Genomic DNA, 14,065 nt, shown 5'->3' with positions numbered 1-14,065 from the left:
GACCAATTTTGATCCATTTTCTGCTGAGGATTAAGCGTTGAAATACAACACACTTAATGAGTTCCTAGATTACGTAAAATCACGTGATGCACATCAACCAGAATTTCTTCAAGCTGTAGAAGAAGTGATGACCAGTTTGTGGCCGTTCATTGAAAAGAACCCACAATACGCAGCACATGGTTTACTAGAGCGTCTAGTTGAGCCAGAACGTGCGATCCAGTTCCGAGTTTCTTGGGTAGATGACCAAGGTCAGACTCAAGTAAACCGTGCGTTCCGCGTACAGTACAACTCAGCGATCGGTCCATTTAAAGGTGGTATGCGTTTCCACCCTTCAGTGAATCTTTCAATCCTAAAATTCTTAGGCTTTGAGCAAACATTTAAAAATGCTTTAACCACACTTCCTATGGGTGGCGGTAAAGGCGGTTCTGATTTTGACCCTAAAGGCAAATCAGAAGGCGAAATCATGCGTTTCTGCCAGGCTTTAATGATCGAGCTGTATCGTCACCTTGGTGCGAACACAGATATCCCTGCAGGTGATATTGGTGTAGGCGGTCGTGAAGTGGGCTACATGGCCGGCATGATGAAAAAATTAAGTAACGACACGGCATGTGTATTCACTGGTAAAGGTTTAACTTTCGGTGGTTCATTGGCACGTCCGGAAGCAACGGGTTACGGTACTGTGTATTTCGCTGAGGAAATGCTCAAGTCTCGTGGCGAAAGCTTCAAAGATAAAGTCGTTGCGATTTCAGGTTCTGGTAACGTTGCGCAATATGCTGCTGAAAAAGCAATGTACCTCGGTGCGAAAGTGGTTTCACTTTCTGACTCTGCGGGTACAGTTCACGTTAAAGACGGTTTCACTGATGCACTTCTTGCTGAAGTCATGGAACTTAAAAATGTAAAACGTGGCCGTATCTCAGAATTCGCATCTAAACACGGTTTCGAATATCTTGAAGGACAACGTCCTTGGGGTATCAAGTGTGATATCGCATTGCCATGTGCGACTCAAAACGAACTGGATGCAGACGACGCTGCTCAGCTTCTTGCAAACGGTGTAATCTGTGTGGCTGAAGGCGCGAACATGCCTTCTACACTTGAAGCGGTTGAGAAGTTCGTTGAAGCGAAAATTCTTTATGCGCCAGGTAAAGCATCAAATGCAGGTGGTGTGGCAACTTCTGGTCTTGAAATGTCTCAAAACGCATTGCGTTTAGGCTGGACTTTCGAAGAAGTTGACGAGCGCTTACACGCAATCATGAAAGAAATTCACCGCAACTGCGTAAAATTCGGTACTAAGGAAGACGGTACTGTGAACTATGTTGACGGTGCGAACATTGCTGGCTTCGTAAAAGTTGCTGATGCAATGCTTGCTCAAGGCGTATTCTAAGTCTGACTTAGTCTAAGCTGAAAAAACCGGGGCTGTTGCCCCGGTTTTTTTATATCTGGTATTTTTAGTTTTAGAGAGCACCCTTAACTATTTTACGCTCAACCGCCATATCAAAAATATAGGCATATTTCGATTGATCGGCTGCCGGATGCTTAATTTCAAAACGTTTGACCCGAATAATCTGCCGTTCATTTGGTGAATGCTGAAAACCTTCGATCTGGTCATAGAATAAAGTCCAGTCTTTATCCACCTGAGTTTTCAGGCCATTCTGATCATATTTCACTTCTTTGACTTGCAAGCAGCTTTGTTGGGTTACGCCGGTACATTGTTTGGTATCGGGGGAAATTTCCAGAAAAATTGTTTCAGCCTGACCTTGGTATTTGGTTTCCGGAGTCATTTTCCCGATAAATTCATACGCTTGACCATTTGCGGCCATCAACGTCAAAGTCGGCTTGTTAGGATCTGTGGCATTGAGCGTAAAAGGAATGTCACGCTTCTGTAAAAGCTGGCTGACAAAACGTTCCTGCTCCATCAATGCTGCATCGCAGGCCATTTCAGTGCCTACAACTTCGCTGGTGGTGATGATACTGTTTTTTACTGACCAGGTCGTCCCAAGTCCATTACAGCCCGTCACCGCGCTCAGACGGCCTTGAGCATCAAAACTGAGTACGATTGGTCGTTCTAGTCCACGATTCAGTTCCCAGTAATAGGCTGGAAGAATCTGATCTGCATTTTTTTGTTGTATGGTGGCCATTGCAAGATCTCCAGCTCGTTGAATATCACTGGACTGACAGGCTGCAAAAGTTAAAGGCAATAATGCCAGCACAATAAATTTTAATTTCATGGACTTATAATGAAGTATATAAAGTTCAAACAATAATAATGGATAGATTGCAAAAAAATATGGATACATTTCGCAGCTTTGAGTTGCAAAATGTATCCATGATTAAGATTTTAGCGCTGAAGCAAGATTAATCGAAGCGATAAATATCCATGCCGAGTGAACCCATGCTGAAACTGCTATGTACCAGACTAAAGCGCTGACCTGTGCCCATCGCAAAGAAAATCGGAGCAAAATGTTCCAGCGTTGGATGATTGCGCGCCATATGCGGAATATTGGACCAGTCCAGTACCGCGTCATAATCGCTGTGTGTCAGTTTATGCACCACAAAATTACGGAAACCTGAAGCCCATTCGGGTACATCAGCAGCCGTTCCATCCCAAGACAGTTCACGTAAATTATGGGTAATGCTGCCCGAACCAATCAGCAGGATTTGCTGTTCACGTAAAGGTGCCAGGCTTTGACCAATCTGATAAATCTCATCCGCGCTCATCGACATGGGTAAGGAAATTTCTACCACGGGAATGCTGGCATCTGGATACATATGTAGCAGCGGCATCCATACACCATGATCACGCGGACGGGTACTGTTGGCATGTGCAGAAAAACCGGCATTGGCCAGCAAGCCTAAGACTTTTTCGGCCAGTTCAGGATTTCCCGGCGCAGGATAGCGCAATTGATAGAGTTCGGGCGGGAAACCACGAAAATCATGCCAGGTTTCTGGGCGAATTGCGCTACTCACTTCCAGCGCATCACTTTCCCAATGCGCAGACATCACAATAATCGCTTCCGGGCGTGGCAGATTTTCGCTCAAACGATGCAAGGCAGGACCCACTTGCTCAGGATTTAGCGCCAGCATAGGAGAGCCATGAGAAATAAATAAGCCGGGCAACGTTTGTAAGTTCATAATTCAAACCACATCTGGAAAGATGCCTCAATAATGCAGAAAAATAGAAATAAGAGCAGGAGATATTATTCAACAAAACGTTGCATATAAAGAACGCTTCAGCAAAATCATTAGCCTGCCCGATGATAAGGATGGTTGTTATTGATGCTCATGGCACGATAAAGCTGCTCGATCAGCATGACACGTACCAGTGGATGCGGCAGGGTTAACTTGGAAAGTGACCAGTGCCATGCAGCAGCTTTACGCACGGCTTCTGAGTGACCATCCGGCCCGCCAATCGCAAGTGCTACATCATTGCCTTCCAGCATCCAGCCTTTCATGGTTTCAGCCAGTTTTTCGGTACTGAATTCACGTCCGCCCACTTCAAGCGCAATCAGGGTTTCATTCTGCTTGAGCGCATTTAAAATACTGTCGCCCTCAATATTACGGTATTTCAGAATATCCGCTTCAGAATCATTTTTCCCGCGCTTGGCCATCGGCAGTTCAATAATCTGGGTCTGTACAAAAGGCTGAATACGTTTGAAATAATCTTCAAAACCAGTCAGCACCCACGCTGGCATTTTTTGACCAATGGTCAGGATACGGATTTTCATACAGACAGATCAATAATTGGATACCTCATTATAACGATCAAACAACATGAAGTTGAGCAGGGAAACAAATTGAAATTGAAATGAGAGATTTAGTGTTGCTTTAATGTCCTTAGTTCAAGTATCCGCTTGATAAAGGAATGGAATAATAATAAATGCGGAACAGTGTCATGATAAAAGGATGTTGTACTGTGCTGCTGTTACTGATAGGCCTCATGGGGCCTAGTCTCTGTGCAGCCAATTCGAGCAAAAATGCTCAGGTCTCTCATCTGGAATTATTTTTTAGCCAGATCATGAGTGTCGATGAATACCGAAATTATAAAAATCTAAAAGAGCTGAATCGGGTATCTGCCTGGATCAAAGGACAGATGCAGCGCTTTGGTATTCCATGCCAGTTTCAGGTTTATGTGGTCAATAACCTGAGTTACCGAAATGTCATCTGTAGCTTGGATACTCAAGCCAAAACCAAGATGGTGATGGGGGCACATTATGATGTCTTTAGTGCCCGAAACGGTGCTGATAATAATGCCTCAGGGGTAGCGGGTTTACTGGAAACTGCAAGATTACTGGCCCTGCAAAAATCCAAGCTCAAACATGATGTCGAATTTGCTTTCTATACGCTTGAAGAGCCGCCTTTTTTCAAGACAGAACATATGGGCAGTTATATGCATGCCAAGTCTTTAAAAAAGCAGAAGCAGAAAATTGAGGGCGTGGTGATTCTGGATTCGATTGGTTATTTTGATGAACATCAGGTGCAGAGCTATCCGGTGGGATTAAAATGGATTTATCCACGACATGGCAATTTCATTGCAGCCATTGGGCATTTAGCCTCAACTGGCCTGACTGGAGATTATTGTGATGCCATGCAGCGTTTTAACCGTCTGGAATGTCAACGCTTTGTCAGCCCAAGTTTTGCTCAGGATATGAATTTCTCGGGCTATCTGAATTATGCCAAATTCAACTATTCGACCATGCTGATTACCGATACTGCGAGTTATCGTAATCCTTATTACAATACCGAATTGGATACCCTCGACAAGCTTGATCTGAACAAGATGACTCATGTGATTGATGGATTGGTTACGATGGCACTACAGCCATAATTCAGTTGTTTTATTCAATAACTCAATAAAAAACCCTGCCGAAGCAGGGTTTTTTATACGAAACATCAAGTCTTAATGACGCGCTGCTTTCGCTTCTTCTTTGGTTTTCACAATTGGTGCTTTAACCAAGGCTTTTGGCAAAGAGGTCAGTGCCAGCGGTAAAATCTCATCAATCGATTTTACGGCTTTAATTTCTAGACCTTCTTTGACATTTTCTGGAATTTCCGCCAGGTCACGTACGTTTTCCTGTGGAATGAATACCAGCTTGATGCCACCACGATGGGCTGCCAAAAGTTTCTCTTTCAAGCCACCGATACGCAGCGCACGACCGCCCAGACTGGTTTCACCTGTCATCGCGATATCCGGACGAATCGGGATACCCGTGAAAGCAGATACCAGTGCTGTAGTCAAAGCCAAACCTGCCGATGGACCATCTTTCGGTGTTGCGCCTTCAGGTAAATGCACATGCACGTCGGTTTCTTCAAAGCGCGAGGCTTCGATGCCGAGTTCATCCGCACGGGTACGCACTACAGTCATTGCAGCAGTAATCGATTCTTTCATGACATCGCCAAGAGAACCGGTGGTAATGAACTTGCCTTTACCTGGTACTGCTGCAACTTCAATGGTCAGTAATTCACCGCCGACAGAAGTCCAAGCCAGACCATTTACACGGCCAATTTGCGCTTCTTCTTCCGCCATACCGTAGTCAAATTTATGTGGACCTAAGTATTCTGGAAGATTCGCTGCGGTCACTTCAACCTGAAGGTTTTTAGATTTCTTGCTAACAGCCTCTTTCACCACTTTACGTGCAATTTTTGACACTTCACGTTCAAGGTTACGAACACCGGCTTCACGGGTATAACGACGCACGATGTCACGAATTGCTTCTTCATGCACGGTCAACTCTTTAGCACGTAGACCATTGTTCTTGATGGCTTTAGGAACAAGGTAACGGTCCGCAATATTGACTTTCTCTTCTTCGGTATAACCCGGAAGACGAATCACTTCCATACGGTCCAGCAGCGCCTCAGGAATGTTCATACTGTTTGCGGTACAGATAAACATCACTTCAGACAGGTCCAGATCCAGATCCAAGTAATGATCACTGAACTTGCTGTTTTGTGATGGATCTAGTACTTCAAGCATCGCAGAAGCAGGATCACCACGGTAGTCTTGCGCCATCTTGTCGATTTCATCGAGCAGGAACAACGGGTTTTTTACGCCCACTTTAGTCAATGACTGCACAATTTTACCTGGCATCGCACCGATATAGGTACGACGGTGACCGCGAATTTCCGCTTCATCACGTACGCCGCCCAGCGCCATACGCACGAACTCACGACCAGTTGCTTTGGCAATCGATTCACCGAGTGAAGTTTTACCAACACCTGGAGGACCAACCAAGCATAGAATCGGACCACGTAATTTTTTCACACGTGACTGAACTGCCAGATATTCCACAATGCGATCTTTGACATCGTCCAGACCATAATGGTCTGCATCCAGAATTTCCTGTGCTTTGTTCAGGTTAATGCTGACTTTGCTGGCTTTATTCCACGGTGTATCTAGAATCACTTCCAGATAGTTGCGTACCACAGCAGCTTCACTCGAAGCAGGCTGCATCGCTTTCAGCTTGCGGAACTCGTTTTCAGCTTTCTTGCGTACATGCTCAGGCAAATCTGCTTCAGCAAGACGTTTTTCAATTTCAGCGACATCATCTTCCGCGCCGCCGTTCATATCAGAAAGCTCGCGCTGAATGACTTTCATTTTTTCATTCAGGAAGTATTCGCGCTGGTTCTTTTCCATCTGACGTTTAACAGAGTCATGCAGGGTTTGCTCAATCTGTTGTTCTTCAGACTGTTGCAATAGATAAGTCATCAACTCAGTCAAATGCGCTTCGAATTCGTCATGTTCCAGGAATTTCTGTTTGACATCAATATTCAATGGAACACGGGTTGCGACGAAGAACAATAACTGTAATAGATCTTCAATTTTGTTGGCTGCGGTGATCAGTTCACGCGCATTACGAAGTTTCGCTTCTGCATATTGAGCGAAAAGCGCACGTAATTCCTGCAAGCGCACAGCTTGGGTGTCTGCATCGACGCTCACCGTCATTGGGCTGAGTTCATGCTCTGCTGTCAGATACTCAGTTTCGTCAATGATGGTTTTCAGTTTGGCACGATGCAGGCCTTCAATCAGGACTTTAATACAGTTTTCATCATTTTCGTGATTCACAACTTGCACAATCTTCGCGACAGTACCGTATTGATATAAATTGTCGTGATCAATTTCTTCTGTAAGCGAATCTTTTTGCGCAACTACAAATACTAGATTGTCACTGTTACGAGCCACATCAACTGCATTGATCGATTTTTCACGACCGACAAACAGCGCAATTTGCATATGCGGATAAACCACCACATCACGCAGCGCCAAAAGGGGTAGTACACTTGGAACCTGAGGCTCTAAGGTTTCTTGATTCATAATAATTTCAGACATGAGCACTCCTAATGAGTGACAACGGTGTTGCCATGCTTTTAATAGTGATGGGTAATTTTAAAAATACAAGGGCAGTTAAGATTAAATTGTATGAAAAATGACTAATTATGTGATTTTAAAGTAGTTAGCAAGGGTAAAATTGCAAAATTAACGTTTGAATTTTATAAAAACTGTCGGGGTGATTAAAGCATCAAGGGGCTGATCCCATGTTTCACGTTTTAACGGCTGTGCCAGCAGTTGAAAGTCATGCGCCAGCCCCAGACGGAATGGACGCCCAGGTGCAGAAGCCAAGGTACGATCATAAAAACCGCCGCCCATACCAATCCGTGTGCCCGAAGTATCACAGGCCAATAGTGGCATGAGCAATAAATCCAGTTTGGAAACATGTACACCACGGGTGCTCATGGGCTCTCGCATACCCAGCCGATGATGGGCAAAGCGCTTGTTATGGTATTGGTGCTGGGTGATTCGGATCCAGACCAGCTGCTGATTCATGTCGCAAATCGCTGGTAGATACACCTGTTTGCCCAGTTTAAAGCAGCGTTCAATAATCGCCTGGGTCTGAATCTCCCCAAAAGCATGCAAATACAGGCCAATACGTTGGGCATGAATAAATTCTGGACTGCGGATCAGACGGTTTAGAACTTTTTGTGCGGATTGCCTTTGCTCAAATTTAGAGAGATGACGACGCGTTTTACGAAGGTATCTTCTTAATTCCTGAATGGTCATAGGGCAAAAAGCATATGCAACAAAATTGTGCTCTAGTCTAAGTGGGAATTCTGGAAAAGTAAAAAATAATTATGAGCTGCAATTTTATATTATTCCGTATCTGGTTATTTAAATTCGGCTAATTTTGCCAGCAGTCTCAAAGTTAAAAAACTAAAAAAGTATTTATATCACTAATTTTTTTAATATCTCGAAACGGTCAATTCATTTTCTTTGATTCACGATTTTCCAAGCAATCCATCGTTCAGTGACAAACTCTGGAAACGCATCAGTTTAAGCACTTTGAAACAGCTTTCGATCAATAAAAATACAATTCTAAAGTAGGTTTATTCTGTTTTTGGTGAAAGATAGACAAGGGATCATATAACTATTCTCGACCGATATATGGGACACATTGGACTTAGGCAGAACGCGTAAGACCTAAATCAATGGAGATTGAAGATGATGAATATTGCGAAGAACACCGTCTGCCTTTGGTACGATGACGATGCCGAAGGTGCAGCACGATTTTATGCAGAAACCTTTCCAGGCTCCTCAGTTGGCGCGATCAACCTTGCCCCTGGAGATTATCCCTCTGGGAAAGAAGGTGATGTCATTACGGTCGAATTTACAGTAATGGGCGTTGCCTGCATCGGGTTGAACGGTGGTCCTGGTTTTCAGCATAATGAAACATTTTCATTTCAGGTGGCGACTGAAGACCAAGAGGAAACAGATCGCTACTGGAATGCCATTGTGGGCAATGGCGGTCAGGAAAGTGAGTGTGGCTGGTGCAAGGACAAGTGGGGCATTTCCTGGCAGATTACGCCAGCGGTCCTCATCAACGCCTGTAACAGTCCTGACCGTGCTGCGGCCAAGCGCGCATTTAATGCGATGATGACCATGAAGAAAATTGACATCTCCGTGATCGAAGCAGCATTTCGTGGTTAAGCGCCAAAGATATTGTCTTTCATTGCAGTTGATATTGCTGTGTAGCGCAATTTCACTGCAATAGTTAAATCTTCTCCTTTCTTTTGATCAACTCAAATTATCCCTCAACTCTATAAGGATACGTTACAAAAATTACAGATTAATCCAACTTGATCTGAACCTAAATCCAATTTCTTCATGATGATTCAAGGAGAATGTGCCATGAATTTTCCTCAATTACTGCTTATGGCGGGATGGGTCGCGCTATCTGCACCTGCCGCTTTAGCCGTTGAACCGCCCATGTCGGGCAAAGCCAGCTCAGGCGCAGCTTCATCTGCTGCCGATAAGAAAGCCATTGCAAGTGCCATGACTGCTGCACCTAAGAAAGTAGCCGCTGCAGCCACGATTGTCGCTGTCGGTGCAGATGGCAAAATACGTACCTTGCGCAAGGGCAATAATGGTTTTACCTGTATGCCTGATAATCTGACCACTCCAGGTCCAGACCCAATGTGTATGGATCAGGCCGCTCTAGAATGGGCAGAAGCCTGGATGGGGAATAAACAGCCCACAGTTGGAAAAGTAGGCTTCATGTATATGCTGGCAGGGGGCACGGATGCCAGTAATGTCGATCTCTATGCCAAGAAGCCTAGTGCGGGCAATCATTGGGTCAAAACGGGTCCCCATGTCATGATCGTCGGTGCTGAAGCTCGTTTCTATGATATGTATCCTAAACATACGCAACCGGATACCGCTTTGCCCTATGTCATGTGGTCTGGGACGCCTTATCAGCACTTAATGATCCCGGTGAAATAGTGAATACCGTAATGACGAATACACGCTGATTCAAACCTTTCAATTCAGGTATTTAATACACTCAATTTTTATGACTGTACTAAGCTACAAATAGAATAGTTCACTTAGAAGCTCATCAACAGATGGGCTTTTATATGAGCATTGCAAAAGTTGAGATGATGCAGATTATACAATATGAGTTGCAGAATAATTTTTGCACTGAATTGAAAACAGCCTGAACCAAAAACAATCATCTAACGAAATTCTCCCTAATTTATACATCTTAAATTTTATTAAAATATTGAAAATAATATAGAAAATTAAACTGGCATAAGTTCTGCATAACTGTATTCAAACTTGGATACAAGAATGGATACAGAATGCTTCATCAGAAAATGATCGGCTGGACAGTCCAAAAATGGCGCGATGCCGATCAGCCAAAACAGCTTCAACTGAATCATCTTGCTCAACGCATTACCCATGTTGAGTTGGGTGAACTTGTCTGGATTCCGGTTGCGAATGCTGCACCTCTTCAAGCAAAAATCGATGCATTTAAAAAAGCTGTATTTGCGGAAGGTATGCATCAAAGGCTACGACACAGAGCAGCGAACATAGTCGATAGCGGGTTTATATGCAGCAGCTGAATCAGAAAAAAACGAAACAGATCCATTCAGCAGATTCAAAAAATAGAGAGAATAAAAGGGGATTCACATGTTTAAAACTGTACTGATTGCAAACCGGGGCGAAATTGCCGTTCGTGCCATTCGCACATTAAAAAAAATGGGCGTAACCAGTATAGCCGTCTATTCAGAAACGGACCGTTATGCACAGCATGTGATTGATGCAGATATTGCAGTGTCCGTAGAAGGGACCAAACCGAGTGATACCTATTTAAGTATTGAAAAACTGATTGCTGCAGCCAAGAATACCGGGGCTGAAGCAATTTTCCCAGGTTATGGTTTTCTGTCAGAAAGTGCTGATTTTGCTCGTGCCTGCGAAGCAAATAATATTGTTTTCATGGGGCCAACACCGGAGCAGATTCTGGAATTCGGCTTAAAACACAGGGCGCGTGAACTTGCCGCAGCTGTCAATGTACCCATGACTCCCGGTACAGGTCTGCTAAATAGTCTGGATGAAGCCTTAACTGAAGCTGAAAAAATTGGCTATCCGGTTATGCTTAAAAGCACAGCAGGCGGTGGCGGAATTGGCTTGACCCGTTGTGATAATGCAGAAGCACTTCAGGAGGCCTATGAAAGTGTAAAACGTCTGGGCGAACAGTTCTTTAAAGATGCCGGAGTATTTCTGGAATGCTTTATCGATAAAGCCCGTCATGTCGAAGTTCAGATTTTTGGAGATGGACAGGGACAGGTGGTGGCTTTGGGCGAACGCGACTGCTCATTGCAGCGCCGTAATCAGAAAGTCGTGGAAGAAACCCCAGCGGCTCATTTACCTGAAGCAACCCGTCAAAAACTGCATCAGGCGGCAGTTGAACTGGGCAAATCGGTGAAATATCGCAGTGCCGGTACGGTTGAGTTTATTTATGATGCAGTGCATGACGAGTTTTATTTCCTTGAAGTGAATACCCGTTTGCAGGTGGAGCATCCGGTGACTGAAATGGTGACCGGTTTAGACCTGATTGAATGCATGTTGAAAGTTGCAGCAGGTGATACTCTGGATTGGAAGCATCTAAGCAGTATTCAGCCTCAAGGTGCAGCGATTGAAGTACGCATCTATGCCGAAGATCCAGTTAAGAATTTCCAGCCGAGTCCAGGGATTTTGACCGATGTCTTTTTTCCGGAAAATGTCCGGGTTGATACCTGGGTGAGTACCGGAACTGAAATTTCCCAATACTTTGACCCGATGATTGCCAAGATTATTGTGCATGCTGAAGATCGTGATACTGCCATTCATACGCTTAAATCAGCTTTAGCTGAAACTCGCCTGAATGGTATTAGTACCAATCTGGATTATGTGCATACTGTTATTTCAGATCCACGTTTTGAACAGATGCAGATCTGGACACGCATGCTGGATGATTTCAAATATGTGCCGAATGTGATTGAGGTGATTCAGCCGGGTACACAAAGTTCGATTCAGGATTATCCGGGTCGTGTCGGGTATTGGGATATTGGTGTACCGCCTTCAGGCCCAATGGATGATTATGCCTTCCGGCTGGCCAATAAAATTGTTGGGAATGTCGAGGCCGCCGCCGGGTTTGAATTTACCCTGCAAGGTCCAATCCTCAAATTTCATGCAGAAAATATCATTGCTTTAACTGGCGCACCTTGTCCGGTAAGTCTGGATGATGAAGCAGTAAATTTCTGGCAGCCTATTCAGGTAAAAGCAGGCCAAACCCTAAAAATTGGACAGGTTGAATCTGGATGCCGGACCTACCTGGCTGTACGAAATGGTCTGAATGTGCCGGAATATCTGGGTAGCCGTTCTACCTTTGCTTTAGGTAATTTTGGTGGACATGCAGGCCGAGTGTTACGGGCTGGTGACATGATTAAGATGGTGAATCCTGAGCTGCCTGCCGATGATCTACCTTTAGCGATTGCAGAACCTGAAGCTTTGGCAACAGCTCTGATTCCAAGTTATGGCAAGGAATGGGAAATTGGTGTGCTCTATGGCCCGCATGGCGCTCCTGACTTCTTTAAAGCTGAATATATTGAGGAGTTTTTTGCATCAAGCTGGAAAGTGCATTTTAACTCGAACCGATTGGGTATCCGTTTAACCGGACCGACGCCAAGCTGGGCGCGTGAAAATGGCGGTGAAGCGGGTCTGCATCCATCCAATGTACATGACTGTGAATATGCCATTGGTGCGATTAACTTTACCGGTGATTTCCCCGTAATTCTTGCCAAAGATGGTCCGAGCCTGGGCGGTTTCGTTTGTCCGGTGACCATTGCCAAAGCTGAACTCTGGAAAATTGGTCAACTAAAAGCCGATGACACGATTAGCTTCTATCCAATCTCGGTAGAACAGGCCAATGCGCTGGAGCGGCAGCAAATTCAAACCCTCCAAAACTTTGCCAAGGCAGAGATGACCCATGAGGCTGAAATCGTGGCAGTTCAAGCAGAAAGTATTCTGGCATTGCGTGAAGCTACGCCAGATGCACCAAAAGCTGTATATCGTCAGGCAGGTGACAGTTATATCTTGCTGGAATATGGTGACAACGTACTGGATTTGGCCCTACGCCTGCGCGTACACCGCTTGATGCAACTGATCCGTGAGGCTGATCTTGACGGTATCCTGGAATTGTCACCTGGTGTGCGGTCCTTGCAGATTAAATATGATGGTCTGCGGTGTAGACAGCAGCAACTAATTCACTTCCTACTTGGTCTTGAAGAACAGATGGGCGATTTACGTGACATTAAAATCCCTTCAAGAATTATCCATTTACCCATGGCCTTTGAGGACTCAGCGACTCTGGGTGCTGTTGAGCGTTATCAGGAAAGTGTCTGTGCCAAAGCGCCATGGCTTCCGAATAATGTCGATTTTATTCAGCGGATTAATGGTTTAAGTCACCGCCAACAGGTCAAGGACATCATTTTTGATGCCAATTATCTGATTTTAGGGCTAGGTGATGTATATCTGACTGCACCTTGTGCAGTGCCCATTGATCCGCGCCACCGTTTACTGAGTTCCAAATATAATCCGGCCCGTACTTTTACCGCTGAAGGTACAGTCGGGATTGGTGGCATGTATATGTGTATTTATGGCATGGACTCACCGGGTGGCTATCAGTTGATTGGCCGTACCGTACCGATCTGGAATAAGTTTAAAAAGAACAAGCAGTTTGGCGATCAGCAATGGTTCTTACGCTTTTTTGACCAGATTAAATATTATGAGGTCACTGAGGCCGAACTGGATCAGTTCCGTGCTGATTTCGCCCATGGTCTGGCAGAAATCAAAATTGAGGAATGCGAGTTTGACTTTGCAGCATATCAGGATTTCCTTGCTGCAGAACAGGACAGCATTGCCACCTTTAAAGCGCAGCAGCAGGCTGCTTTTAGTGCCGAGGTAGAACGCTGGAAAGACGAGTTTGATGCACCTGTAGAAATAGAAGTGCTGCAGGATGACACCGATTACAGCCAGTATGTCCCTCTCAACGCCTCTATGACCGGCAATATCTGGAAGATTTTTGTAGAAGCGGGGCAGATTGTGAAAAAAGGTGACACGGTGGCCATCATTGAAGCCATGAAAATGGAACTGCCAGTCTATGCTGACGATGATGGCATCGTTAAGGCGATTATCTGCCGTTCTGGTCAGACCGTGCATAGCGGTGAGACACTGGTCTATATGGAGTAATGGATTGAG

The 14,065-nt window shown here is 44.9% G+C and carries 11 protein-coding genes; 6 read left to right on the top strand and 5 right to left on the bottom strand.

The annotated features are described in order from the left end of the window. Window positions 1-37 precede the first annotated feature (37 nt). Complete coding sequence (gene gdhA, locus Q9R21_RS02040) at window positions 38-1,381, top strand: NADP-specific glutamate dehydrogenase (RefSeq protein WP_005246929.1); 1,344 nt, start codon at window positions 38-40, stop codon at window positions 1,379-1,381. Between the two features lie 70 nt (window positions 1,382-1,451). On the opposite strand, the gene Q9R21_RS02035 is transcribed toward gdhA, so the two are convergent. The 3 genes from Q9R21_RS02035 to rlmH form a co-directional block, all read right to left on the bottom strand. Continuing rightward, window positions 1,452-2,225: an META and DUF4377 domain-containing protein gene (locus Q9R21_RS02035; RefSeq protein WP_034439259.1), complete on the bottom strand. Its 774-nt coding sequence runs from the start codon at window positions 2,223-2,225 to the stop codon at window positions 1,452-1,454. A 127-nt stretch (window positions 2,226-2,352) separates the two neighbouring features. Continuing rightward, window positions 2,353-3,129, bottom strand: a complete 777-nt coding sequence (locus Q9R21_RS02030) for a class III extradiol ring-cleavage dioxygenase (protein ID WP_005262303.1) — start codon at window positions 3,127-3,129, stop codon at window positions 2,353-2,355. Window positions 3,130-3,239: 110 nt separating this feature from the next. After that, window positions 3,240-3,722 (bottom strand): 23S rRNA (pseudouridine(1915)-N(3))-methyltransferase RlmH, encoded by a 483-nt coding sequence (gene rlmH / locus Q9R21_RS02025; RefSeq protein WP_004646335.1) that lies wholly within the window; start codon window positions 3,720-3,722, stop codon window positions 3,240-3,242. A 167-nt stretch (window positions 3,723-3,889) separates the two neighbouring features. Here rlmH and Q9R21_RS02020 point away from each other — a divergent pair, with 167 nt between their 5' ends. Beyond that, entirely contained in the window at window positions 3,890-4,822 is a 933-nt protein-coding gene (locus tag Q9R21_RS02020) for a M28 family peptidase (protein ID WP_086043997.1), read from the top strand. A 72-nt stretch (window positions 4,823-4,894) separates the two neighbouring features. On the opposite strand, the gene lon is transcribed toward Q9R21_RS02020, so the two are convergent. Further along, the gene (gene lon / locus Q9R21_RS02015; RefSeq protein ID WP_071850611.1) at window positions 4,895-7,321 is read right to left on the bottom strand and encodes an endopeptidase La; all 2,427 of its coding nucleotides are present in this window, start codon (window positions 7,319-7,321) and stop codon (window positions 4,895-4,897) included. 147 nt (window positions 7,322-7,468) lie between these two features. Then, window positions 7,469-8,050: a 5-formyltetrahydrofolate cyclo-ligase gene (locus Q9R21_RS02010; protein WP_005267045.1), complete on the bottom strand. Its 582-nt coding sequence runs from the start codon at window positions 8,048-8,050 to the stop codon at window positions 7,469-7,471. Between the two features lie 441 nt (window positions 8,051-8,491). On the opposite strand from Q9R21_RS02010, the gene Q9R21_RS02005 reads away from it, so the two are divergent. From Q9R21_RS02005 to uca, 4 genes are all read left to right on the top strand, one after another. Then, on the top strand, window positions 8,492-8,974 hold the full coding sequence (locus Q9R21_RS02005; RefSeq protein WP_213687764.1) for a VOC family protein: 483 nt from the start codon (window positions 8,492-8,494) through the stop codon (window positions 8,972-8,974). Between the two features lie 201 nt (window positions 8,975-9,175). After that, a complete protein-coding gene (locus Q9R21_RS02000) occupies window positions 9,176-9,766 on the top strand; it encodes a hypothetical protein (protein ID WP_311203618.1) in 591 nt (196 codons plus the stop codon). Between the two features lie 359 nt (window positions 9,767-10,125). Beyond that, window positions 10,126-10,389 carry a hypothetical protein gene (locus Q9R21_RS01995; RefSeq protein WP_311203617.1) on the top strand — a complete coding sequence of 88 codons (264 nt, stop codon included), beginning with the start codon at window positions 10,126-10,128 and terminating at the stop codon, window positions 10,387-10,389. 67 nt (window positions 10,390-10,456) lie between these two features. Next, window positions 10,457-14,056 (top strand): urea carboxylase, encoded by a 3,600-nt coding sequence (gene uca, locus Q9R21_RS01990; protein WP_311203616.1) that lies wholly within the window; start codon window positions 10,457-10,459, stop codon window positions 14,054-14,056. The last annotated feature ends 9 nt before the right edge of the window (window positions 14,057-14,065 follow it).

Origin of the sequence: Acinetobacter sp. RG5 (assembly GCF_031844265.1) — a bacterium.
Taxonomy (GTDB): domain Bacteria; phylum Pseudomonadota; class Gammaproteobacteria; order Pseudomonadales; family Moraxellaceae; genus Acinetobacter.
Note: the sequence above shows the minus strand (reverse complement) of the source record. Positions and strands in the feature narration are given on the sequence as shown.

What these genes read in the sequence shown, in the direction of transcription:
- Q9R21_RS02035 (WP_034439259.1), bottom strand. Translation starts at nt 2,225, where the DNA reads ATGAAATTAAAATTTATTGTGCTGGCATTATTGCCTTTAACTTTTGCA.
- Q9R21_RS02030 (WP_005262303.1), bottom strand. Translation starts at nt 3,129, where the DNA reads ATGAACTTACAAACGTTGCCCGGCTTATTTATTTCTCATGGCTCTCCT.
- rlmH (WP_004646335.1), bottom strand. Translation starts at nt 3,722, where the DNA reads ATGAAAATCCGTATCCTGACCATTGGTCAAAAAATGCCAGCGTGGGTG.
- Q9R21_RS02020 (WP_086043997.1), top strand. Translation starts at nt 3,890, where the DNA reads ATGATAAAAGGATGTTGTACTGTGCTGCTGTTACTGATAGGCCTCATG.
- lon (WP_071850611.1), bottom strand. Translation starts at nt 7,321, where the DNA reads ATGTCTGAAATTATTATGAATCAAGAAACCTTAGAGCCTCAGGTTCCA.
- Q9R21_RS02010 (WP_005267045.1), bottom strand. Translation starts at nt 8,050, where the DNA reads ATGACCATTCAGGAATTAAGAAGATACCTTCGTAAAACGCGTCGTCAT.
- Q9R21_RS02005 (WP_213687764.1), top strand. Translation starts at nt 8,492, where the DNA reads ATGAATATTGCGAAGAACACCGTCTGCCTTTGGTACGATGACGATGCC.
- Q9R21_RS02000 (WP_311203618.1), top strand. Translation starts at nt 9,176, where the DNA reads ATGAATTTTCCTCAATTACTGCTTATGGCGGGATGGGTCGCGCTATCT.
- Q9R21_RS01995 (WP_311203617.1), top strand. Translation starts at nt 10,126, where the DNA reads ATGCTTCATCAGAAAATGATCGGCTGGACAGTCCAAAAATGGCGCGAT.
- uca (WP_311203616.1), top strand. Translation starts at nt 10,457, where the DNA reads ATGTTTAAAACTGTACTGATTGCAAACCGGGGCGAAATTGCCGTTCGT.